This window comes from Moryella indoligenes (genome assembly GCF_030812885.1).
Lineage (GTDB): Bacteria > Bacillota > Clostridia > Lachnospirales > Lachnospiraceae > Moryella > Moryella indoligenes.
This window is the reverse complement of sequence record NZ_JAUSTO010000017.1, coordinates 13494-37661: the sequence shown is the minus strand read 5'-3', so window position 1 is coordinate 37661 and position 24168 is coordinate 13494. Positions and strand designations below refer to the sequence as shown.

22 protein-coding genes, 1 tRNA gene and 1 pseudogene are annotated in these 24168 nt (G+C 48.6%); 1 reads left to right on the top strand and 23 read right to left on the bottom strand.

The genetic code is table 11. The features are described from left to right. Window positions 1–71: 71 nt before the first annotated feature. From J2S20_RS10370 to J2S20_RS10265, 22 genes and pseudogenes are all read right to left on the bottom strand, one after another. Entirely contained in the window at window positions 72–203 is a 132-nt protein-coding gene (locus J2S20_RS10370; protein WP_036598639.1) for a Maff2 family mobile element protein, read from the bottom strand. A gap of 415 nt (window positions 204–618) precedes the next feature. Then, a complete protein-coding gene (locus J2S20_RS10365) occupies window positions 619–2355 on the bottom strand; it encodes an ABC transporter ATP-binding protein (RefSeq protein WP_307255310.1) in 1737 nt (578 codons plus the stop codon). A 3-nt stretch (window positions 2356–2358) separates the two neighbouring features. Then, on the bottom strand, window positions 2359–4278 hold the full coding sequence (locus J2S20_RS10360; protein ID WP_307255309.1) for an ABC transporter ATP-binding protein: 1920 nt from the start codon (window positions 4276–4278) through the stop codon (window positions 2359–2361). A gap of 64 nt (window positions 4279–4342) precedes the next feature. Continuing rightward, a complete protein-coding gene (locus J2S20_RS10355) occupies window positions 4343–5407 on the bottom strand; it encodes an alpha/beta hydrolase (RefSeq protein WP_307255308.1) in 1065 nt (354 codons plus the stop codon). 119 nt (window positions 5408–5526) lie between these two features. Then, complete coding sequence (locus J2S20_RS10350) at window positions 5527–6918, bottom strand: MATE family efflux transporter (protein WP_307255307.1); 1392 nt, start codon at window positions 6916–6918, stop codon at window positions 5527–5529. Between the two features lies 1 nt (window position 6919). Next, window positions 6920–7516, bottom strand: coding sequence for a TetR/AcrR family transcriptional regulator (locus tag J2S20_RS10345; protein ID WP_307255306.1), 597 nt, complete (start codon window positions 7514–7516; stop codon window positions 6920–6922). Window positions 7517–7753: 237 nt separating this feature from the next. After that, window positions 7754–9517, bottom strand: coding sequence for a VirD4-like conjugal transfer protein, CD1115 family (locus tag J2S20_RS10340; RefSeq protein WP_307255305.1), 1764 nt, complete (start codon window positions 9515–9517; stop codon window positions 7754–7756). After that, window positions 9514–9999, bottom strand: a complete 486-nt coding sequence (locus J2S20_RS10335) for a PcfB family protein (RefSeq protein ID WP_307255303.1) — start codon at window positions 9997–9999, stop codon at window positions 9514–9516. The genes J2S20_RS10340 and J2S20_RS10335 overlap by 4 nt, the downstream gene beginning before the upstream one ends. A gap of 39 nt (window positions 10000–10038) precedes the next feature. Beyond that, a complete protein-coding gene (locus J2S20_RS10330) occupies window positions 10039–10653 on the bottom strand; it encodes a DUF3846 domain-containing protein (protein ID WP_307255302.1) in 615 nt (204 codons plus the stop codon). Window positions 10654–10663: 10 nt separating this feature from the next. Then, window positions 10664–10882 (bottom strand): hypothetical protein, encoded by a 219-nt coding sequence (locus J2S20_RS10325; RefSeq protein ID WP_307255301.1) that lies wholly within the window; start codon window positions 10880–10882, stop codon window positions 10664–10666. A gap of 17 nt (window positions 10883–10899) precedes the next feature. Continuing rightward, window positions 10900–11784 carry a ParB/RepB/Spo0J family partition protein gene (locus tag J2S20_RS10320; protein ID WP_334307400.1) on the bottom strand — a complete coding sequence of 295 codons (885 nt, stop codon included), beginning with the start codon at window positions 11782–11784 and terminating at the stop codon, window positions 10900–10902. 41 nt (window positions 11785–11825) lie between these two features. Continuing rightward, complete coding sequence (locus J2S20_RS10315) at window positions 11826–12725, bottom strand: DUF6017 domain-containing protein (RefSeq protein WP_307255312.1); 900 nt, start codon at window positions 12723–12725, stop codon at window positions 11826–11828. Window positions 12726–13432: 707 nt separating this feature from the next. Next, window positions 13433–13825 carry a 30S ribosomal protein S9 gene (rpsI, locus tag J2S20_RS10310; RefSeq protein WP_106613145.1) on the bottom strand — a complete coding sequence of 131 codons (393 nt, stop codon included), beginning with the start codon at window positions 13823–13825 and terminating at the stop codon, window positions 13433–13435. A gap of 25 nt (window positions 13826–13850) precedes the next feature. Continuing rightward, complete coding sequence (gene rplM / locus J2S20_RS10305; protein WP_307255299.1) at window positions 13851–14285, bottom strand: 50S ribosomal protein L13; 435 nt, start codon at window positions 14283–14285, stop codon at window positions 13851–13853. Window positions 14286–14791: 506 nt separating this feature from the next. After that, window positions 14792–15532, bottom strand: a pseudogene (gene truA / locus J2S20_RS10300) (tRNA pseudouridine(38-40) synthase TruA); the annotation flags it as partial. A gap of 78 nt (window positions 15533–15610) precedes the next feature. Next, on the bottom strand, window positions 15611–16411 hold the full coding sequence (locus J2S20_RS10295; RefSeq protein WP_106613148.1) for an energy-coupling factor transporter transmembrane component T family protein: 801 nt from the start codon (window positions 16409–16411) through the stop codon (window positions 15611–15613). Continuing rightward, window positions 16405–17265 carry an energy-coupling factor transporter ATPase gene (locus J2S20_RS10290; RefSeq protein WP_307255297.1) on the bottom strand — a complete coding sequence of 287 codons (861 nt, stop codon included), beginning with the start codon at window positions 17263–17265 and terminating at the stop codon, window positions 16405–16407. Before J2S20_RS10290 ends, J2S20_RS10295 begins: the two co-directional genes overlap by 7 nt. 116 nt (window positions 17266–17381) lie before the next feature. Beyond that, window positions 17382–18251 carry an energy-coupling factor transporter ATPase gene (locus J2S20_RS10285; protein WP_106613150.1) on the bottom strand — a complete coding sequence of 290 codons (870 nt, stop codon included), beginning with the start codon at window positions 18249–18251 and terminating at the stop codon, window positions 17382–17384. Beyond that, window positions 18238–18924, bottom strand: coding sequence for a hypothetical protein (locus J2S20_RS10280; protein WP_307255295.1), 687 nt, complete (start codon window positions 18922–18924; stop codon window positions 18238–18240). The genes J2S20_RS10285 and J2S20_RS10280 overlap by 14 nt, the downstream gene beginning before the upstream one ends. 96 nt (window positions 18925–19020) lie before the next feature. Then, window positions 19021–19094, bottom strand: a tRNA-Arg gene (locus J2S20_RS10275). 45 nt (window positions 19095–19139) lie between these two features. Continuing rightward, window positions 19140–19736: a chorismate mutase gene (locus J2S20_RS10270; protein WP_307255294.1), complete on the bottom strand. Its 597-nt coding sequence runs from the start codon at window positions 19734–19736 to the stop codon at window positions 19140–19142. Continuing rightward, the gene (locus J2S20_RS10265; protein WP_307255293.1) at window positions 19720–19995 is read right to left on the bottom strand and encodes a GNAT family N-acetyltransferase; all 276 of its coding nucleotides are present in this window, start codon (window positions 19993–19995) and stop codon (window positions 19720–19722) included. Before J2S20_RS10265 ends, J2S20_RS10270 begins: the two co-directional genes overlap by 17 nt. Window positions 19996–20294: 299 nt before the next feature. Between J2S20_RS10265 and J2S20_RS10260 the strand changes: the two genes are divergently transcribed. Further along, on the top strand, window positions 20295–23186 hold the full coding sequence (locus tag J2S20_RS10260) for an AAA family ATPase (protein ID WP_307255292.1): 2892 nt from the start codon (window positions 20295–20297) through the stop codon (window positions 23184–23186). 94 nt (window positions 23187–23280) lie between these two features. Here J2S20_RS10260 and ftcD read toward each other — a convergent pair whose 3' ends face one another. Beyond that, entirely contained in the window at window positions 23281–24159 is an 879-nt protein-coding gene (gene ftcD, locus J2S20_RS10255) for a glutamate formimidoyltransferase (RefSeq protein ID WP_307255291.1), read from the bottom strand. Window positions 24160–24168: the final 9 nt, after the last annotated feature.

Below are 24168 nucleotides of genomic sequence, written 5' to 3'. Positions count from 1 at the left end.
CACCAATCGGAATATCAGTTCTCCAAAGTTTTCGGGTCAATGCCCTTCGACTTTGTGCGCAAGCTTTTCACTTACGAACGTGTCGCCCGATTGTCGTTGCCGTAACCTTCCAGCAGGTTGATCGCGCCCCAGATGCCAAGACCGGCACCGAGCGCTACGACGAGGGTCTGGAGAACACCGACAGCAGAATTGAAAAATGCCATAAGATTGATTTGCCGGAATCCATGGGATGGATTGGTTTTTAGTCTCGCAGAATAGCAGGAGCCGGAATAAAAGCTGCGATGCAGCCCCCGATTCCAGCGTCTCCTTTCAGTATTTTGTTGTGAAATTCATTCCGGCCCTGCAAGCGAGGAGGTGTCTTTGATCGTTTTTATATATATATGAAAAGCCGCCGCTTTTGACGGCGACGGGCTTGGCTCTCAGACGTGGCCTTCGTCGAACACCTCGTAGACCTCATCTATAAACCGCTTGTTCCTGTTTTGTTATCCATAAAAGTTCATCTATCCTTTATTTTGAATCGTAGAAAAGCGACTAAGATTTTTTGTTCTTAGTCGCTTTAAAAATAATCTGTATGTTCCCAAGCAATTGGTTATGGTTTGCGGGAAAAATTTATCATTTTTATAATTTCCAGTTGGCTGCTCGTTCTCTTGCCTTGATGAACATTGAGTAAATACCATCCATGTTTATCAGATCGCTATGTTTACCCTCTTGCACCAATTTGCCGTCGTCAATCACTAAGATTTGATCGGCTTTTCTCACGGTAGAAAGTCTGTGAGCTATGGAAATTACTGTATGCCCTTTTGACAATTCTTCGATAGCCGCCAGAATCTCGTGTTCATTTTCGGGATCGACCGAGCTGGTAGCTTCATCTAGAAGAATAATCGGTGCATTTTTAAGTAACGCTCTAGCAATGGAAACCCGTTGCTTTTCTCCGCCGGAAAGGGAACTTCCTCCTTCGCCTACCATGGTGCTGTAGCCATCGGGAAGTTCCATAATAAAATTATGGCAACGCGCCTTTTTAGCAGCTTCCACCACTTCTTTGTGGCTTGCTTTTGGATTTGCAAAGCGGATATTGTTTTCTATGGTATCTTGGAAAAGATAAACATCCTGAAAAACAAGAGAGAGATTTTTAAGCAGACTTTCGACTTTATAATCCCGTACATCCCTGTTTCCCAATCTGATTTCACCGCTGTCAACGTCATAAAAACGGGATATCAAATTGATAATGGTGGTTTTCCCGGAGCCGGAGGGTCCTACTATTGCTGTCTTTGAGCCTTGAGGAATAGTGAATGATATATCTTTTAGAATCGGATTTCTCTTATCGTAACTAAAGCCTACCTTGTCAAAGACAATGTCCTGATTTGCCATCACTGCCAAAGTACCGTCGCTTATTTCAGGGATATCTAAAACCTCGTCCAAATACTGCATGTTGGCAGGGTTTTTTACCATCAGGATTGCCGCATTTTCAAGCTGCTTCAAGCCCCCGAAAATCATAAAGCCTGCCGCCGAAACGGTGAGTGCTTGCGGCAATAAAACCTCTCCCTTAGTATAAAGATAACAGGAAAAGAGTGTAACAAGCAGGCTCGAAAGATTGATGACGGTCGTAAAAATTCTTGAACAAATAACAAAAACTATCTCAAAATGTACCTGAGAAAGTCTGAGTTCCTCAGAAGCATTCTTCAATTTAGAATGTATTTCTTCTACAACACCCGTATCCGCGAATGGAAAACTGCGAAGCACGGGAATTCCGCTGATGCTGTCAACAAGGGCGTCACCTACCTTGGTAATTGCAGCATGTTCCCGGACAATCTCTTTCTTTGCTTGATTTACCATAAGAAATACGCAGAGCCAAATCAGAGTTAAGCAAATTAAGGTTAAAATTCCGATTTTAGTATTTACACCAAACATACCAATCAAGAGGAAAAAGGATATTGAAATGCCGGAAACGGCAAAATCAATGCTCATTGACGAGTAGTTTTCAAGACTTTTCATGACATTAGTAAAAGCCGCCATAATTCTTGAAAGACTCTGTTCGGCAAAATATCCCATAGGAGCTTTTTTAAGCTTTTCGCCGACTGTAAGTCGGTAATCCTTGAAAATACCAAAGAAAACACCATCGCTAAGACCGCTTTTCGCCCAACCTGCCAGAAAATTGAAAAGGAAGGAAGCAAACAGCACGCCGAAAATCGTCCAAATATGTCTGCCGGTAGTTTCATTCATCCAACCAAATGCAAGAAAGAGAGCGAAAAAGCCAAATAACATGGAAGCGTTTTGTAGAAAAATAAGGAACATTCCCGCTTTCAGGCGGTTTTTATACTGTCCTGCTAATTTAAACGACAATCTGATAAACTTCATCTCTTATTCCTCCCCTAAATATTGTTTCCACAGACTTGCATAGAGTGGTTCTTTCATCAGATCATCATGTCTGCCCTTGGCTATGATTTGACCTTTATCAATTAAAATGATTTGATGTGCCTGCTTGATGGTATTCAACCTATGCGCGACAATCACAAGATTTTTTCCCTTTACAAGATGAGATATTGCTTCTTGAATAAGCGCTTCATTTTCCGGATCGGCATAAGCGGTTGCCTCGTCTAAAATAATGGTTGAAGCGGGCTTCAAGATGGCTCTGGCAAGCGTTATGCGTTGACGTTCACCGCCCGACATTGCGCCGCCTGCTTCGCCTGCTTTGGTATCGTATCCGTCAGGAAGCGCCATAATGAACTCATGACAATGTGCGGCCTTTGCCGCCGCAATAATTTCCTCTTCAGTCGCGCCCGGCTTGCCGAGACGAATATTATCCCTGATACTTACATCGAACAGGAAGTTATCTTGAGAAACGAAAGAAACCTCTTCAGCAAGCTGATTAAACGAGATATTCCTTGTATCCACGCCGCCAAGAGAAATTACACCTGACGACTGATCCCAAAAACCCGCCAAAAGTTTTGCAATCGTGGATTTCCCTCCACCGGAAGGGCCCACAAGTGCGGTTACTTCGCCAGGCTTGGTTTCAAAGGAGATATGATGCAATATTTCAGTTCCATCGTGATAAGAAAAGCTTATATCATCTAATTTAATTCCTTTATTTTTGTCGATAGCCGCTCTATTGTCAGCATCAGGGCGTTTTTGGGCAGGCATATCAAGCAGTTCTTGTATAGACACCCAGGTGTTGGATGCCATCTGAAAGAGTTCAAAACTCATCATGATCGCATAAGCCTGCGGAAGAATGGCAATCGGCAGGATAAGTGATAAAAGCAGGGTTTCGATATTTATTTGTCCGTTCCCATATAAATAAAAAGCTAAGGGCATACTCACAATTTGCGGTGTCATCATTGCTGCAGTCATTAAGGCTTTGCCAAACCAGCTTTGCTTCCACCACTTCATTGTGGAGAAATGATAGAATTTCACTGCATCTGCAAATTTTCCGTAAGAAACCTTATCTTGTGCAAAAGCTTTGATGACAGGGATTCCACGAACATATTCAGCACTTCTATCCGCAACATTGGCATAACTTGATAGCCAGACAGCCATCCTGCTGCGGTATTTGTACATCATTGTCGCCATCCCTATAAAAACGACAGGTAATGGAGCGAAAATCGATAAGCCTATACGCCAATCCAGGAAAAACAAAATAATCACACAAAGTATTGGATGTAAAAGACGGCTTGGCAGTTCCGGCATGAGATGGGCTACCCAATCTTCCATATCCGCGACTCGATCCATAATAATCACCTTGATCTTACCGACCGGATTGTCCACCAGGTATCCCATTGGAATCACCTTCAGTTTTTCAAATAGAGTCTGTCTAAGTTTTTCAAGTATGGAAAAGGATGTTTTGTGTGAAATGGTTGTGCTGAATCCGGTAAGTATAAAGTAAAGCAATAATGAACCCATGGCGAGCAAAGCATATTTCAGAAGTTCATCAAAACCGGTCGGATTTCCGCCGGCACTTTTTATAAGCCAACCGGCAGCGTAAGCACTAAAGAAATAGGTGGCGAAACTAAAAATCTCACCAAGGCAGGCAAAAATAACAGACAGCCGCATTCTGCCCTTGTACTCCGGGGCAACGCTCATAAGTGCTTTGTTTAAACCGTTCACGCTGATTTTAGGCTGGTTTTCACTTTGCTCAATATCACTCTCGATCCGCTGCATAACTTCATGAGGAACGTCAAGGTTTAAACTCTCTATCTCTTTTAGTAAATCTTCATTCCGCATAAGCTCCTTGCTGTCCGAAGCGCGGTCAAACGCTTCATCAAAATCACATTTTTTGCTTTTCATATAAATCACTCCTTCTTGTTGGTTTCTGCCGACTTGTGACAAAGATTACTTTATGCTTCAACTTTTACTTGCTGCATTCGTAATCAGTCGAACAATCGGCATAGAAGTTCAGAATCTGCCGCATCAAATCGGAATCCGCGCCGTACCACATTTCCCGATCCGCTTCAGCGTAGCCTGATAAATCCATCCCTTTTTCAAAAGAATCCCTGTACTTCGCTGTTTTATCATCGCAATAAACGTTCATATGTTGTCTGTTTTGCAGGCACATGAGCGTAAAGCGTTCATCCTCTTTGAAAGTTTTATAAAAATCATGATAGCCAATCTTCGCACGGATCATCTTATCCTCCGCGCCATGGGCAATGAATACCTTCGCCCGAGACATCCTTAGGCTCTCTATAGCGGTCACATTCGCTATTCTCCCGGAGATTAGACGGTTAAACAGCGTGATATAGGGGTAAAAAATTTTCCCTGATACACCGTTACAGGCAATGGGCAGTGTCATCTTGTTATATCCTGAAAGAGCCGCGATTCCGATGACTTCAGGATGGTTTTGAGCAACTGCGCAGGAATTATACGCACCCCAGCTATGCCCCCAAAGCAGTATCGGAATCCCTCGAAATTCTTCTTGCATCTTTACAAAGGTCAGGATCGTGTCCAGATCTTTCAACCCCTGCGCATAGCTATAAATACCTTTACCTTCTGAGTTGTCACAGCCCGTAGCATCATAAGTAAAAACACGGTAACCGTTGTTGACCAGAATATCAATAACATCAATATAGAGGATGTGTCCGCCTAAACCGAGTCCATGCGAAAGAACTACAAGAGGTTTTGACCCGTCTTTTACTTCATCCGTGTTTTGATATAGGTAGGCGGCAAGATTCAAGCCTTTATCCGAAGGGACAAAGTATTCGGTACGCTCCAGATACTCGTATTTAGAGATAACCGGATTCATGTTAGCGGGTGTTTCTTTACGTATGCTGCAATAGTGATAATATGCGGCAGACCCAATGATGAAAAAGCCTACAGAAAAAATTAAAAGAACAACGATGATTACGTTCCGGAAAATAACATTTTTGCGTTCTTTACCTGTCGTTTTCGCGGGAAAAGACGTTTCTGACGTTTGTGACATAGCGACCTCCGCGTCCAAATTCTATTTAACGATTGCCGTTATTTGTATTGTCAGCGTATCCGATGGGCAAAAGGAAGCTAAATTTATAACAAAAATAATCGGCTCACGGTAAAGATATTTTATATTTTTGAATCCGTCTGCAATCTATGTGAGGTCATGCTGTGAGCAGCATCAAGCGGCTTGTTCCATCTTTTTATTGTGGCATAATACCTGTAAAGCCCTAACAGCACGATGGTGCCGTCTACAATCGGCAAGACGTACCAAAGGCTCTGACCTCCAGTCAGAAGCGGCAGAAGAATAACAACCGGAATATAGAAGATAATCTGCCTTAGCATGACCAGAATGCCGGCTGTTTTTCCGTCCCCAATCGCTTGGAAAAACGTCATGAGCATAATCATCACGCCATAGACGATGAAGATGCTGTACATAATGCGAAAACTTGGGACAGCCAAAACCAGCGTTTGATCAGATAAACCAAACAAGCGTAGAATGGGTTTTGCAAAGGCTTCTCCCGGAAGCCAAAAGCACGCCGTCAAAACAATAGAGCTAAGTGTGAAAACCTTAAAGATTTCCTTTACCCTAGCAAATTGCTTCGCACCGAAATTAGCACCTATAGCGGGTTGAAGCCCTTGGCTCATCCCCCAAAGCGGAATGAAAGAGAAGGCCTGTATCCTTAAAGAGGCAGCCATAATCGCCGCCGCCGTATCCCCGCCGTAATGAAACGCTTGGCTGTAAAGAAAGCGCTGCTGGATGATCGTTAAAACCTGCATGAGCATGGCGGATACGCCGACGGAAAACATTTCGCCGGATATGTCCGGTTCTCGTTTGAGCTTACCGATTTTTACAACTTCACTTTTTGCTTTGAAATACCAAAGAGTAAATAGTGCCTGAAGGAATTGCGCTGTAATGGTGGCAATCGCCGCACCTTCTATGCCACGCTCTCCCATAAGCGTCATCAGAATCGGATCCAGGATGATGTTGATACCTGCCCCCATTGCCATAATCAGCATGGCTCGTTTCATCAATCCTTCGCCACGCATCACCATATTGGCGGCTTGGGCAAAGTTCACAAAAATGGAGCCGATAAAGATGATGCGCAGATACCGGGCGGACAAATCCAAAAGCTCTCCGCCTGCACCAAAGAGCGTAAGGAGCTGTCTGCAAAAAATAAAGCCCAGGACGGCAACGAAAGACGACAGCAATAAAATCCAGAAACAAAGGTTGCCCATGATCTTGTCAATCTTTTCCTGATTGTGCGCGCCAAGCGCTCTGGATAACAGGGAAGCCGATCCGACCCCGATCAGCGTTGCGATCCCCGTGTTGATATAGGTAAACGGCATTGCGATTCCCACGGCGGTCATCGCTTTTTCACCCAAAATTTGGCCGGCAAAAATTCCGTCCATTAATGGGTAAAGACCGATGACGATCATGCCCAGAATGGCTGGCAGCGAGAGCTTTAACATGATGCTAAACGGTTTTTCCGTTAGAAGTTCCTGACTGTTTTTGTTCATCTTAATCAATCTCTTTTCTATTTTCTTTTAAAACATCAACCATCATATTTTCCAGAAGAAGGCGTTTAGAAACAAAATCTTGTCGGACGCCTAATGTTTCGCAGCCTAAAATCAGCGTATTGATAAAATCATTGATAAACGTCCACGTTTCCTCAGAAAAATCTCTACATCCATGATCCGTTAGCATTTGTGTAAGATGGTCGATACTGCGTTCTTTCAGCTTTTGATAAAGGCACAGCAGCTGTTCATCCTCCTGCATGGACTGTAAAAACATCACATACACAGGAATAAATGGGTTGCTAGCCAAAGCCTTATCAACGATGATTTTTGCTAAAGCCCTTGCGCTCAACGGTCCCGTCAGTTCCTTAAGGCTTTCAGTGATTTTGCTTTCACGATAAACGCAGCCTTGCAGCATTAAATCATAGAGGATTTCTGCCGTGCTTTTGTAATGGTGATACAAACCTCCTGCAGAAAGCCCGGTTGCATTCACCAAGTCTCTCATGCTGGTGTTTTTGTATCCTTTTTCCGAAAAAACCCGGAGTGAAATGTTTAGGATTTCTTCTTTTCTTTCGGCAGGTGTCAAACGCTTTCTGGTCATATTGCCCTCCTCATTATCGACACTCATGTCGGTAATTAGGTTAGCATAAGCTAACCTACTTGTCAATACTTTTTTTCTGTGACTCTTTTTTTAGTTCAGTGACCCTTTCCAAAGAAGCAAAGAACATTAATATTGCCTCTAGAAAACCAATAATACACTTGTCAGTTTTATTTGAAAATTTATTTGATCGTTTTTATATATGAAAAGCCGTCGCTTTTGACGACGACGGGCTTGCTCTCAGACGCGGCCTGCGTCGAATACCTCGTAGACCTCATCTGCTTTCGGAACGAGCCTTGTGGACAGATATTTTTCAATATCAAAGGCGTTCCTGGGGTTCGCATCCGAAAGATATTTATAGTTGGGGTGTCTGGTGATGTCGTACTTATCCGAGAGGAAGGGACGCACACCGCGGAGCTGCAAGATGCACTTGCCGCCGTCCAGAACCGCCAGCTCGTCGATGGTTGCAAGCTCCTTGCCGAGCTTTTGGTAGTTCAGGCTGTGAGACACCTCACGCCCGCGGCTCTCGCCGGTATTGTAGGTGTCGATGGTCTCACGTCCCAGCGCCTGCGACAGTTCCTTGAGCGTGGTCGGCTCCTTTCCTCCGAGAAAGATGGAACTGTCACAGTTGCCGATAATGGTGTCCGCGTTGTCCTTATACAGTGCCTTTAGCTGCGACTGCGCCTGCAATACAAGGCAGGCGGAGATCTCACGGCTTCGTATGGTGGCCATGAGTTTCTCCAGATTAGGAATCTGCCCGATGTTGGCGCACTCGTCGATAAGACACCGCACATGGACAGGCAGCCTGCCGCCGTACACGTCGTCAGCTTTCTCGCACAGCAGGTTGAAGAGCTGGCTGTAGATCATGGAGATCAGGAAATTGAAGGTGCTGTCCGTGTCGCTCATGATGAGAAACAACACGGTCTTTCTGTCCCCGATGGTGTCCAGCTCCAGTTCGTCGTACAGGGTGATCTCCCGAAGCTCCTGGATATCAAAGGGGGCTAATCTGGCCCCGCAGCTGATATTGATGCTTTTCGCCGTCTTGCCCGCCGCCAGCTTATATTTCTTATACTGCCGCACGGCGAAGTGGTTCGGCTCTCTGGATTCCAGCTCCTTAAAGGCCAGATCCACATTGTTCTCGAAGGTCTCGTCATCTTCGCGCACTTCCATGGCATTGATAAACTCAATGAGCGTTGCGAAGTTCTGTTCCTCCTCGGGAGCCTCATAGTGGATATAGCCGATCAGAGCGGTATAGAGCAGTGTTTCCGCCTTCTGCCAGAAATCATCCCCGGTTTTTCCGTCGCCCTTTGTGTTGGCAATGAGCGTCGTCACCAGTTTCAGGATATCCTTTTCCGAGTGGAGATAGGCAAAGGGGTTATAGTGCATGGATTTTCGGAAATTGATGGAATTGAAGATTTTGACCTTGTACCCGTTACGGAGCATGAGCTTGCCGCACTCGACGGCGATACTGCCCTTGGGGTCAGTTACAACGTAGGAACTGTGAAGCTGCATGAGATTCGGCTTGATGAAAAACCTTGTCTTACCGGAGCCGGAACCGCCCACCACCAGCACGTTTTTGTTCCTTGCCGTCTTTGGGTCTTTGGGACGGTTATTCATGGTCAGACGTTCCGTCTGGGTGAGGATGATGTTGTCCTCAAGCTTAGGTGCAGCGTAAGGGGCAATATCGTCCGCTGTGCCCCAACGGGCACTGCCGTATTCCATGTTTTTCCGAAATTTCCTTGCGTTTCTGCCTTTGACATAGACGATCAGCCTGATAGCGCATGCAATCACGATGCCCACAAGCAGATCAGCCGGATGAAAACTGGGCAGAGGCGAGGAAAAGGCTTCTCCGAGACCTTTTGTAAGGAAACCGAGAATTTTTGCGGATACGTCCGCTCCCTGCGCCAGCCGCCATGCCTGCCCGAGCTTTGTTCCCAGCAGGGCAATGAACGCGTACGGGATGTTGGGGAGCAGGAGCTTCTTGATATTCAGCGGCTTCTTCATATCTCCAGCCCCTTGTCCTTGTTGCGAACCTTCGTCACATCCTTTGCGATCTCTGGCGCACGAAGCGCTCTGAGCATCTTGATGATGGACGGTTTTTCCCTGTTTTTTGCCTTTTTGCCGCTGTATTCGGTAAAGGCCGCGGTGAGCGCATCCGCATCCCGCGCTTTGAAAAAGACGAGATACTTGGGGATCTCGCCGGTCTTATCTTTCTTGATGGCGTAATCTACACCGTACTTTCGCGCCACACGGTCAAAGCCTTTGATGTTGCTCTCGGTGACTTCGATGTTGGATACGCCCTGATTCTGACCGACGAGTTGTTTCACCGTCTGTTTGCCGTTCGGCTTGATTGCGGCTCTTCCTTGCTGCTTCTGCGCTTTTCGGCTGGCGAGGTATTTGCCGATCGCCGCTTTCAGTTCTCTTCCGGTCAACTTGACTGCGGATATGATCAGGGTAACGGTTCTGTGTTCAACCTCTTCCTGCATCGGGCATCCCTCCTTCCTTGCTTGTTATTGAATAAACCATCATCGCTCCGCAGCCGGTGCCGCTTTCCCCTTAACCACGGCTTTGGCGGGCTCGGTGGGTATAGCCATGATCTTGCTACCCATCTTTAAGAAAGCTTCAGGCTGATGGAACTTGTCCTCATACTTCTTTTGCAGCTCCTTCGGAAGCGAAGCAAAGTCTTCCTCTCCCAGACCGCAGATGAAGAATTTTCCGGCGATGATATCATAGATTTCACCGTTCTCATCTCGCAGAGCGCGGTTCAGCGGCTTGACTTCCAGCTTGGCTTCTTCTCCGCAGATCAGTGCCACAGGGTCATCATAGGGATAAATGGCCTGGATATCTCCATCCACGGCTTTCTGTAAGGACGCGAGATCAGAGCCGATCCTCTCCATGTGCGGGTACTGTCCCGGCTCCACCATAAGGACTTCCATGGTGTTGTCCTGCTCTTTTTCAGCGGAGAGCTCTTTGCCGTCGTTGCTCTCAAACTCCACATCCACGAAATTGTCCGCGTCCAGCACATGATCTCCGGCGCGCCACTGGTCGTTTACCATCTGCTCGGCTTCCTCCTTGGAGGAGGCTTCCACAGAGACGGTGAGCTTCAGTGTTTCGGTGATGGTCACATCAAATTCTTTCATGCTTCCCACCTCAGTCGTTCGTTTCTGCCCGCAGAAGCGGAAAGATGAGCTCCGCGACCGCCTTCAGCACAGCTTCAGCTTCCTCCGGGGGAAGCTCGGTGATTTCATCTTCATCCTCATCCGGCATTTCAAACGCCTCGTCATAGTCGTTCTCATAGAAATCACCACAATCTCCGCAGCCGGCGCAATGAATGTGGATATCGCCGTTGATTGTGATATTTACGTTCATAGGATACCTTGCCTTTCTCAGCGCTCGTTTTGGCGCTGCCGTTTTTTCTGCCACTGTTCAAGCAGCCTGATGATGGTCTGCTGCATTTGCAGGGGTGTGTAATTTCGAGGGAAGTATTTGCGGAGGATGTCATTGTCCAGCGTGATGCGTGTCAGATCGTCCTTCTTGTCTTCGGACATGATGGTAAACATGGCCTCCTGGGTGCATTTACCCTCGCGGCTGAGCTTCTTTAATCGCTGCGCCTGGGAGAGGGAGGGCGTATTCTGCGAATAGTCCATCGCTTCAAGAAACTGTTTTTGTTCCTCGTGGGTGAGATACGAAAGCTCCACTGCGGGACTGAATGCGATCTCTTTGCTGTCCACCTTTTCCTGAACCTCCGGCAAAAGCTCGGTGAGGCGGATATAACGGTGGACTTGTCTTTCGCTTTCGTTTGCATCGGAACCGACCTTTGCTACTGCCCATGACGACTTCTCGCCAAGTTGGCGAGAAGTTGATCTATCCTCCAGATCAACTCGCTTTCCCTGATGCTTCAGCGCTTCCAGCTTCATCCTGTACGCCTGCGCCCGTTCCATGGGACTGATCGTTTCGCGTTGCAGGTTGCTGTCTACCATGAGGATCACCGCCTCGTCATCTGTAAGGTTCCGGACGATTGCCGGGATTGTTTTCAGACCTGCAAGGTCGGCGGCGTGAAGCCGTCTGTGTCCGGCTACCATTTCGTAGCCGCCCTCCGGTGCGGGGCGGATAATGGCGGGATTAAGAATGCCCACCTGCATGATGCTGTCTATCGTCTGCTGCATCAGCTCGTCGTCCAGTACCTTGAAGGGATGGTTTCTGAATGGACGGATCTCTGACAGCGGTATCTGCTGAACCTGTTCCTGTGGCTCTTTCTTTGGCACGGTCATCACCTCCTGAAATGATTAAAGCCGCAGGCATTACCTACGGCTTAAATGAATCCCTCCGACATATCGTGGCTGACAAGACTTCGGTAGTAGTTCCCGATGGTCAGAGGGGCGTTATACAGAGTTGCTAACAGATACTGGCGCATGTTGCGGATACGGGTGGTGTTTTCCTTCAGTCCTTCCATGACGAAGCGGATATGCTCGCTGTCCAGTTTCAGAAACTGGCTCTTGACCACTTCGGAGGGCTTATCATCGCCGGAGATGCGGATGGTGGGCTTGGTCGTACAGACCGTATCGACCATGAGTTCAAGAATTTCGGAAAGGATGTCCTGTTCATATGGAAGGTCAATCAGGAGCGTATCGTATGAGATATTCTCCATAATGAGCTTTCTGTATTGTTCTCTCTGTTCTGCATCGCTTCGTTTCGATTCCCGTCCGTGATCCTCTCCAAACGAAGTGAAGAGAAAAGAATCAGTATCACTAAGATCAGTATTATTATTCTCAGTATTATTAGATCGTGATTTTAACGGTTCTTGATCCGTGATTTTCACTTTTCCAGAATCGTGATTTTCACGATTCAAGAAACGTGATTCAGAGGGGGTAATGAAGTTCTTCACATAGATGAGATTGGGCTTGCCGAGACCTTGTCGTTTACGTTCTATGAGGCGGCATTTGCTTTCCAGTTCATACAGGAGCTTACCGGCTTTCTGATCGGCACAGCCCATAGCTGTCATGATGTCCTCGATGGTGAAGATGATATACACCCGGTTTTCTTTATCCAACCAGCCGTTCTTTGCCGACAGGCTCATGCGGTCGAGGAGCAGACCGTAGAGCACTTTAGCTTCTGCGGAGATGTTCCTGAACCGTTCCTCCGTGAACAGCACTTTGGGGATGCGGTAGAAGGAGAACTGTTCCGCTTCTGCGCCGTAGAAGTAATCATACATGGGGTCTGTCACGCTCCTTTTGACGTCCTAAGGAGTGCATGACCTCCTTTGTACACCACCCGATGCAGGGGGAATCTCGTCCGTAGGGACAATCCCTGCACGCTGAAACAGGTGCGGTATCCTCTTTTACTGTTTCATAACGGGACTGGTCTACGCCGTTTCTTCCTTGCGGCTTTTGCTGTATCGGACAGCAGCAGCCGTCCAGATAGATACGCCCTTTTTTCTTACCTTTCCAGTACAGGCAGTACCGGCAGTCATATACGTTGTAGTCCCACGACTTGCCATACGCTTTCACGCACACACCTCCTTCCGCCCGCGTCGGGGCAAAAAAATAGCGCATCTGCCAACCCAAGCGTCACTTTGGGTAACAGACGCGCTATGTACGATAAACTATATTCAAATATGTCAGATTAGTACAAAATCAGATAGCCCCGATAAAGAGGTCAGAGAAAGAAGCGACATATGAAACGACCCCTCAAAATTTCACTTTAGAGGCGCTCCAAGAGTCAAAAATTGCCCCATTTTTTAACTCAAAACCCCATCAAAACAGGCGGTTGCCCCATCTTTAACTCAAAAAAACAGGATCAAAATCAGATAAATCAGGACAAAATCAGCCAAACACAAACAAAGAATTTATATAGCAAAACCCCGGAAAACGTTGATTTACCGGGGTTTTTGAGCCATTTAAGTTGTAAAATCTCGTTCGATTAACGCTTACTGAACTGCGGTGCGCGACGAGCTGCCTTGAGACCGTACTTCTTTCTCTCCTTCATTCTCGGATCTCTGGTGAGGAAGCCTGCCTTTTTAAGGATCGGACGATACTCCTCATCCACCTGAAGCAGTGCTCTGGAGATACCGTGGCGAATCGCACCTGCCTGACCGGAAACACCGCCGCCGAGCACGTTGACCATAACGTCAAACTTATCGGTCGTCTCAGTCGCAACGAGCGGCTGCTTCACAGTGCTTCTCAGAACATCCAGTCCGAGGTAATCCTCGAGATCTCTCTTGTTGATCGTAATCTTGCCGGTTCCCGGTACCAGATAGACTCTGGCAACAGAAGTTTTTCTTCTTCCGGTTCCGTAGTATTTCTCGCTTGCCATTTTCTATACGCTCCTTTTTCTGAACTCAGCCTTTGATTTCAAGAACTTCGGGTTTCTGTGCCTGATGATTGTGCTCCGCACCTGCATAGACGTGCAGCTTTCTGTACATCTGCTCGCCCAGCGGTCCCTTCGGAAGCATACCCTTCACTGCATTCTCGATAACCTTCTCCGGCTTCTTGTTCTTCATCTCGCGGAGCGTGGTCTCCCTCAGACCGCCGACATACAGGGAATGGGATCTGTAGATCTTCTGATCCATCTTCTTGCCGGTGACCTGAATCTTATCAGCATTCACAACAATAACATAATCGCCGCAGTCAACGTGCGGGGTAAAGATCGGCTTGTTCTTACCTCTCAGAACGGCAGCGACCTGGGAAGCAAGGCGTCCAAGGGTGGCTCCGTCCGCATCGACCACATACCATTTTCTCTCAACGGTATCCGGATTCGCCATAAAACTCTTCATGTTTATCCTCCTGCGTTGGACACGGGAGCAAAGATCCGTGTCTTTAAACCTGATTATACGTGAATATCCTCAGTATGCTTCTCCGGGGCTTGGTGAAAACATACCTATGGCGTCACAGACATAAATTATATCTGAACTATTCCCGGCTGTCAACCACCCGCAGAATAAAATTCCGCCTGTATTTCCGGGTCTTTTGCAGCTTTTCTGTCCTCTCCCGCATCCCGCGCGCAGACGGGATACACTCCCTCATGTGCCGAAAGCAGATAGTAGCCATAGCGCTGTCCGGCGGCGAGTCTCTCCGGCCTCTCAAGATCCCTGAGAAGTGTGTATACAGCTCCATTTCTGTGTGTCTCATGCAGCAGCCGCGTGAGCAGGGCCTCATAATCCCGCTCCGCACAGCGTCGTATGGTGAGGCAGCTTCCGCCGCTCTCCTTTGTTCTGCGCTGATCCAGCACATAGCTCCAGTCCTCATTCTCCGCCTGAAGCTCCGGAAGCAGAGCAGGAAGGAATTCAATTTTTTTCAGCGTGAGCCCGCAGGCCGCAGCCACAGGTCCCGCCTGTCTCCGGTCACGGGAGCGCAGGATTTCTGCCATCTGCTCCGGCCGGAGACGTCCCATACCGATCTGAAGCAAGGTTCCCGCGATGATGCGCACCATATTGTAGAGAAAACCACTGCCGCAGATGCGGAGAGTGATGAGTCTGTCACCCGGGGAGCCCTCCTCCAGAAGCTCCGCACTGTATATGCGCCGCACCGTATGCTCCGCGCTGCTTCCGGAGGAACATAAGGCCGCAAAATCATGTTCCCCGATCAGCGCGCCGAGAGCCTTCCGCATGCACTCCGTATCGAGACTATAGTAACAGAACTGCGCGTAGCGCCGCTGCAGCGGATTTGGAATCCGGCTGTTGTAGATTCTGTATTCATAGCTCTTTTTACAGTTCTGCTTTCTCGGATGCCATTGGAGCTCCACTTCATCGGAGTGGCGGATACGTATATCCTCCGGAAGGCGCTGATTCAGTGCAAAGACAAACTTATCCGCTGCCATGCGGAGTTCCGTATCGAAGACGGCAACATTTCCCAGTGCATGAACACCCGCGTCCGTCCGACTGGCAAAGATCACGTCGCTCCCCCCTCCGAGCTTCCGTATCGCCTCATTCAGTCTCGCTTCTATCGTAATGCCGTTCGGCTGAAGCTGTGAGCCGTGATACTCTGTTCCGTCATAGCTCACGGTAAGTCGGATTCGTCTCATTTCTTTCTGCCTCCTGTCCCGTCACCGGATGCGCAGCGCCGTCCCACCCGGGAAGACGCCGATTCAGGCAATGCCTTCTTAAAACAGCCAGCGAAGCAGAAGGGTCAGCAGGAAAAACAGTAACAGAAGCAGATACGCTATGCGATCTGCCGCAGTATACTTAAGCGGCTTCATCTTTGTTCTTCCGTCCCCGCCGTGGTAGCAGCGCGCTTCCATCGCCATTGCGAGATCTGTAGCTCTGCGGAAGGCCGAGACAAAGAGCGGCACGAGCAGCGGAACCATGGCCTTCGCCTTCTGAATCAGATTCCCGCTCTCAAAATCGGCCCCGCGCGCCATCTGCGCCTTCATGATCTTATCCGTCTCTTCCATAAGTATGGGGATAAAGCGGAGTGCAATCGACATCATCATGGACATCTCGTGCACGGGCACACGCACGCGCTTTAAAAATCCAAGCCCCTTCTCCATGCCGTCCGTCAGCGCATTCGGAGTCGTCGTGAGTGTCATCACCGTGGAGCCGAGCACCAGATAGACTAGCCGCAGCGCCATGAATGCCGCAGTCTTGAGTCCCTCCTGCGTCACCTTAAGGATGCCCAGCGAAAAAAGCACGGTCCCGTCTGTCAGAAAGAGGTTGAAGCTCACGCTGAGCAGCAGCAGAAAAAGTATCCCGCGCAGTCCGCGCACCATATAGCCGAAGGGCACATTGGAGAGACGGATGATGCCGATCAGCACCAGCGTTGCCAACAGGTAGCCGGGCCAGGAATTGCAGAGGAAAAGGCAGATAATGTATACCATGGTTCCAAACAGCTTGGTTCTTGGGTCCAGTCTGTGCAGAGGAGAATCGACGGGATAATACTGTCCAAGTGTGATATCCTTCAGCATTTTGCCTCCCTGCCGAGAAGTCGCAATATCGCCTCGCGCGCCTCAGGTACTGTTGTAATATCCTCGCCAAGCTCTATCCCATGGCTCTTAAGCTCCTGCACGATGTAAGTGACCTGCGGTGCGGAGAGTCCAATCTGCTCCAGCTCTCTGTAATGCCGAAACACCTCCTTTGGTGTCCCGTCATAGAGCTTCTCTCCTCCGCTCATCACCATGAGGCGATCCGCATATTTCGCGACATCCTCCATGCTGTGCGACACAAGGATCACCGTGAGCCCGCGCTCCTGCCGCAGCTCACTGACCTTATCGAGAATCTCGTCGCGTCCCTTCGGATCCAGTCCCGCCGTCGGCTCATCGAGAATCAGCACCTCAGGCCGCATCGCCAGCACTCCGGCGATCGCAACGCGGCGCTTCTGGCCTCCCGAGAGCTCAAAGGGAGACTGTCTGTCATAGCTCTCATCCAGTCCCACCATGCGCAGCGCCTCCCGGGCCCGCGCTTCTACCTCATCCTTTGGCAGGCCCATATTTTTAGGCCCGAAGCAGACGTCTGAGAAGACATCCACCTCAAAGAGCTGATGCTCCGGGTACTGGAACACAAGCCCCACCTTTGTTCTGAGCTTACGCATGTTGTAGCCTTCCGCGTAGATATCTTCGTCATGAAAGAATATCCTGCCCTCCGTTGCCCGGATCAGGCCGTTCAGATGCTGTATCAGGGTCGATTTTCCCGACCCCGTGTGTCCGATCAGGCCAACAAACTGGCCGTCCGGAATCTCAAAATTAATGTCCTTCAGGGCGTATTGCTCAAAAGCCGTGCCCTTGCCATAAATATAAGTCAGATGCTCCGCTCGGATTGACATTCCACTTCTCCGTATCTGCGCTACCTGCCACTGTGTAAGCGACTCTAAGCTCTGCCGCTGCCTTCTGTTCCACGATGCTTCCGGAAAATTCTCCCCCGCATCCCCGCTGCTCCGGACTACTTCCCGCTCTGCTCCTTCAGAAGAGGTAGCAGGCTCTCCATCAGCTCATCAATTGATAAAATGCCGTCCGGAAGTGCAACTCCGCCCTGCTTCAGCTCCCATGCGAGCTCCGTCACCTGCGGGACGTCAAGGCGCAGCTTCTTCAGCTCCTCGACTCTTGAAAACACCTCTCGCGGCGTTCCGTCCATCATCACTCTGCCATCGTCCATCACGATCACGCGATCCGCTCCGATCACCTCTTCCATATAGTGCGTGATCAGGATCACCGTGATATTCTCCTGCTTATTCAGCTCCATGATGGTTCGCACAACATCCTTGCGTCCGTTCGGATCGAGCATGGCCGTCGGCTCGTCCAGCACGATGCACTGCGGCTTCATTGCCATAACACCCGCGATTGCAACTCTCTGCTTCTGTCCGCCCGAGAGACGGTTCGGCGACTTGAGGCGGTAGGCCGTCATTCCCACCGCCGTCAACGCCGCGTCCACGCGCTTCCATATCTCCCCGGTCGGGACGCCCAGATTCTCGGGCCCGAAGCCGACATCCTCCTCCACGACATTCGCAATGATCTGATTGTCGGGATTCTGGAACACCATGCCGACCGTGCGGCGGATATCCAGAAGGCGCGCATCGTCCGCTGTGTCCGCTCCGGAGATCAGAACAGTGCCCTCCGTAGGAAGCAATATCCCGTTCAGCGTCTTTGCAAAGGTGGATTTCCCCGAACCGTTGTGTCCAAGCACCGCAACAAAGGAACCCGGCGTGATATTCAGGTTCACATGATCAATCGCCCGGTTTACATCCTGAACCTTTTCCTCGTCATCTCTGGTGACATAATCATAAACCAGCTTTGAAGTCTCAATGATTCCCATCGCTCTGCTCTGCACCGCCTTCCGCCGTTCCGGAGCCCGGCATATAGTTTTTGATCCCAAAAGCCGCAATCTCCTGTCCCTCACCGCCGCGAATATACGCTACCATGGACTGCTGCTCTGAGATTGCCGCCCTCCTGTACTCTGTCACTGCTCCCTCTTTTTCTGTGAAAGCGGGAAATGCCTCCGCCACGCCGGTGATATCCAGTTCACTCATATCCTGGCCATCTACCAGTACCGGCAGTATCTTCCAGCCCGGCGCATCCGAAGTGAATTCCAGACCGTCTATCGTGCAATCCCCCGGCTTTTTCGGCTCTGCGGAAGTATTCGTATACCAGAGCTTCGCCACACGCTGCTCTCCGCGAAACAACAGAACCTCATACTGCATATGTGCATTTGCCGAGCTGTTTTTTACATTCAGGTCATAGATATTTCCATCCAGCTCGAACTTCAGCTGAAAACCTGCATCGAGCAGAGCATCCAGCCTGGTGCTTCCAGTCTCCACCGTGACGCCGCCAATGGTAAAAACCGGCATCACAGTCTGTGTCTCCTGCTGCTCTGCCGCTGTTCCTTCCGACAGGACGATCTCACTCTCCGGAAGCACATAGAGATAGATCGTCAGAGCTGCAAGAGCCGCCGCAAGCAGGTACATTCCTCCCCAGAAAATACGTCTCATAGCCTCATCTTCCTGTTTCCTGCAATACATCACCCGGAAACGCTGGCCTTTATCACTAACAAAAGCCCCCAAGTCCGTCCGGGCTTGAGGGCTACGCGTGCGTGAGAGGATTCGAACCCCCGACACCTTGGTCCGTAGCCAAGTGCTCTATCCAGCTGAGCTACACACACACTTTCTTGCTGCGTTAAAGAATATACTCTGAACCAGCTGTTTTGTCAAGCAGTTTCCAGTATTTTAAAATGATTACTTTCCGCCGCAAGCTGCAGCAGAAGGGTCTGCATATTCGTTTCCTGAATATTCCCCAGAATCGTGAGGAAAATGCAGACATTCTCTCCTTCCGCTTCCATCTTTTTCAATTCCAGCTTCTCAACACAGTAACCGTAATCTCCCACCGTGCCAAGCAGTTCCCCCAGCGCCTCGGGGCTTGCACTTCTGATAAATGTCACACAGACCCGGGTGCTCGCTTTTTCCGCTCCGATTTCTTCCAAAAGAGCCGAAAACGAAATCTTTCCCCAATTGCAGAGCAGTGCGTACTGATACATGCGGCTGCACTGCGTGATCTTTCGCAGCACGGCAAGATATGCCCGCTTGCGCCCGGCGGGAATATTCCCGCCGAGCCGTGACAGCATCTCCCGCTCCCGCTCCTCCCTGTACACCCGAAGCTCTCCGCTCTCTGCCTTCTCCCGGGCCACCTGAAAGGAACAGTCCATACGGCGCATCAGAAGCTCCCGAAGCTGAAGATCCAGACTGTCTATCTCTGCCCGCAGCTCCGGAAGAGACATCTCCTCCAGCTTTTTATTCTTGCAGGACATCGCCGCACTCCGGATGCTTCTCAAACCAGCTGACCGCGTAGGAACAGGAGAGCTCGGCCTTTCTGCCATCCTTCTGCAGTTCCTTCACCAGCTCCTTCATGAGCTGGCCCGCAATCCCTCGTCCTCGCACGGATTCATCTACGACCGTATGTGTCACTTCCACAATATTCTCTCCGACTGCCGGAAATTCAACCCGTGCAAGCCGCTCTCCGCTCTCATCATATAGCGCGATCAGATTTTTTTCATGTCTGTATTCCATGCTGTACTCCTTTATATTTGTATATCATATAAGCAAAATCCTGTATATGATCATTATAAGGGCAATCGAAAAAATTATCTATTATCTGCATGCAGTCTGTCATATTGATTTTTATTGTTTCAACTCTTTATCTAAAATTCTGACGGACAAAGCCTCTTCGCTCAACTGTTATGTCTTTTACATGTCCGATCCGCAGTAGTTCTTTGATTCAATTGTTGAATATATATATATAGTATGAGATAATGCATTAAAAATCGTTACTATATAACAGCTAATTACATCATAGATGGGGGACAACTATGAACGAAAGCACCATTCATGTCCGTCTGCTTGGGCAGCCATGTGTCATCATGGACAATACTGTAGTAGCCTTCCCCTATAAGAAAGCGGAAGGACTTTTTTATTATCTCTGCTGGATGAAGACAATTACGCGGAGTATGGCAATCAACATCTTTTGGACTGATTGCAGTGAGAATAATGCCAGAAAGAATCTCCGCGATGCCCTGTACCATCTGAAAAAGACACTCAGCCCGGAGGTTATCAGTCTCACCGGCAATTCTACCATAACTCTGAACCCGGAAGTATCAGTAGATATTGATCAGCTTCAGAATAATTTGTTGGAGAATTACCGTGAAGAATTTTTAAAGGATTTTTATATTAAAAATTGTCTTGAGTTTGAGGACTGGATGGAAAACTGCCAGCGCAGTCTGAAAAAGCAATATATTGACACTCTGAAGGAGCATATAGGCAGCGCTATATTATCCCGTAAGGCATCGCTTGTTCTGGAACTCTCCGGAAAGCTGCTTGACACCTTTTACATCGACGAAAAATTTTTTCGAAATATCATTTTATTCTTCTCAGAGAACGGAGAATACTCAAGCGCAATTTCTGTTTATCAGCATCTCGTAGATATCATGCATAATGAGTACGAGCTTGAGCCCGAGGCAGAAACTCTGGCGCTCTTCAATCAAATTTTAGACCTGCGAAAGAAGATTAGTCATCCACATCCTGAGAATTCCTCTGACTTCATCGGCAGAAAGAATGAACTCTACGAAATTTTAGACCTGGTTGAGCGACACTGCGTAAAGCGCATACACGGTTCGGAAAACTGTGCCCTGATTGCGGGCGAAGCCGGCATTGGAAAAACCGCCCTGCTGGAAGAACTGAACCGCCTCTTTTTGGACAACGACTACACGGTATTCTCCTTCTGTTTTTGTCAGACAGATGCCGAGCTATATCTGAAATCATGGAACGATATTATACGTACGATCTCTCCCCGTCTCTCCGATAAGGAGGAGCGCTTCCGTACGATTCGTCAGGGTTCCGATGACTTCCAGGACTTCCACATGATGGCGACGCAATGCGGTGCGCTTCTGAGTAAAATCCTGCAGGAACGCTGTGACAGTGACCACCAGCAGCATATCATCTTTCTCCTGGACAATATTCAATGGATGGATTCCTTCAGTATTATCATACTCACCAACCTGCTGTTTCATATGGCAGAGCAACCCTTTTTTGTCATCGCTACCAGTCGCCTCACTCATACGAAGGAGCTGGAAGAGATGAATATTTCTCTCGCGAGAAATTCACTCATACGTCAGATTCCGTTGAAGCCTTTCTCACTCTCTGAGACAGAAGAACTCATTCAAAACTATTACCCAAAGCTCTCACTGTCCGCCGACGATCTGAAACAGATATACGGCTATTCCAACGGAAATGTCTTCTTCCTGAATGAGCTTCTCAACATTATTGATAAAGAAGGAGCACATTCACTCCTGCATTCTGCTCTGACGCCGAAGATCTCAAACATCATACGGAGCCGACTTATGGGACTGAGCCCGGCGGAGCAGGAACTGCTTGATATTATTTCCATTGCCTACAAAAATATCAGCATTACCCAGATCAAACTGATCCTGAACTACTCAGAGCTTGAACTGTACGATCTGATTGAGAATCTCATCCGCTTCCATTTCATTGTGGAAGAGGTGGATGATTTTTCCATAAGCTATGGCTTCTCTCATGTCCTGGTCAAAAACTACATACTCTCAAAGATGTCCACCGGACGCAAGATGTCCTACTATCGGGTACTGGCGCTGGATGCAGAGCGACGTTACCAGAGCGGCTCCAATTTCTCCGCAATGCCAGAGCTTATCTTCTACTTTGAAAATGCAAAGGATATCTACAAGTTCTATTACTACAAGCTGGAATACTATATGTACTTTTTCTCCGGGCTTCAGGAAGTCTATCCCATACTCACGACCAAGGTCTTTGAGAATCTGCTGAATCCTGATCCGGACACCAGCACAAATATTCTGATTCCCCTTGCACAGCAGATACGCGATCTTCCGGTAGATAATGTATTCTATCCGGAGCTCCGTATGAAGATGGAATATCTGATCGGCCGCTATGATCTATCCTGCGGAGATTATAAAAAGGGGTATCGAAATATCAACACCTGCATTGAAAACGCATTGAAGCTGAACAATGCAAAATATCTGATGAACAGCTACCTGCAGCTGATCTACTACGCAATTCAGATCTATGATCTCGGCATGATGGATCAGTACATCTCACACTGTGAGGACCTGCTCACACGGCATGAGTATCCTCCTCTGGAGATCTATGCCATCTCGCGTCTGCGTGCCCTCTACTATATTAAGACCAGACACTTTGAGGAAGCCGCAGATATACTCACAGAACTGATTCATAAGCTCGAGGGAATCAAGCGAACAGTTCCAAACTGTACGACCTCTCTGATCGCCTGCTACAACTATATGGGCGAAATCGAGATGGAGAAACATCACTGGGAAAATGCACTGGAATATGTCAGCAAGGCAGTGCGCAGCAACCAGTATCTTCCACTCACCTCCGGTCTGGGTATGGCTTATACAAATCTCGGCATCATCTACTATCAGCTGGAGAAATATAAGGAGTCCTCAAGCTATTTTGAGGAGGCCAGGAAGTGCTTCCACACAGTCTCCATACAGTGGGGACGCTCCAAGGAGGAAGCCTACTCTGCATATCTGGATATCAAACTGGACAAAATCCAGTCAGCGGCAAATCACTATACGCTCGCCTGCAAGTATGCGGAAAAGGACTACAGCCCCCATCTCTCAAAGATGCTGGAGGATCTGTATCAGGTGCTGCGCCGCTATCCGAACCTCTCTCTCCCGCTACCCCACAGCGCATAGAGATACAATATCTGAACAAACAGACCGGCACGCCACTGTATATGCGCGCCGGTCTGCCTGTTTCATTATTCTTTCTTACTAATCTGTTATCGCATTAATAATAAAGCTGATCCATCGAGAACTCATGCACTCTTAAGTAAAATTTCAATACACTCTCCAGCGCATAGACCGGAACCGGACCCACGAGTTCACAGTCCTTCACCAGAACGCCATACTGAGAAGCCTCAGACTTGATCGTCTCAAACACTCTGTGAATCGGAGTCTTCTCGTAATTGATCAGATTCATAGATACCTGAACGATGCCGCGATCAATAAGCGGAAGCGCAATTGCGCGCACGCACTGATAACCACCAGTTGCAGCGCGAACAGCCTTCACTATTTTCTTCGCGATGGAGAGATCATCTGTGTCAAGATTTACGTTAAATGCAACTAGCGGGAAGCGAACACCTGTCACAGTCGCACCACTCTTCGCGTTAAAACTCTCCGGCCCCTCATCTGGCTTCCACTCCGGCAGCTGCATCTTCTCCTCAAGGCCCTCATACTCTCCCTTGCGGATCTTCGGCAGAGTCTTTCTGTACTCCTGCTCCGCAGCTTCCTCGTAATAGTAAACCGGAACGCCGAGCTCATTGCCCAGATAAGCGCCAAATTTTCTGGCAATGACAAGTGCCTCTTCAATACTGACGTCCTTAACCGGAATAAAAGGAACCACATCAACTGCGCCCATTCTGGGATGGCTTCCCTTATGGGTACGCATATCAATCAGCTCAATAGCTTTCGCTGCAAGCCGCTTTGTCGCCTCAAGAACAGCCTCCGGAGCTCCCTTATAGGTAAAAACTGTGCGGTTATGATCCTCATTAGAATTCATATCCATAAGCTCAACCGGCTCGCCCGCAAAGATACTGGCCTTTACTGCCTCAATGAGCTCCATATTCTTTCCTTCACTGATATTGACCTCTGCAAGTAACACACCCATCTCTCTCCT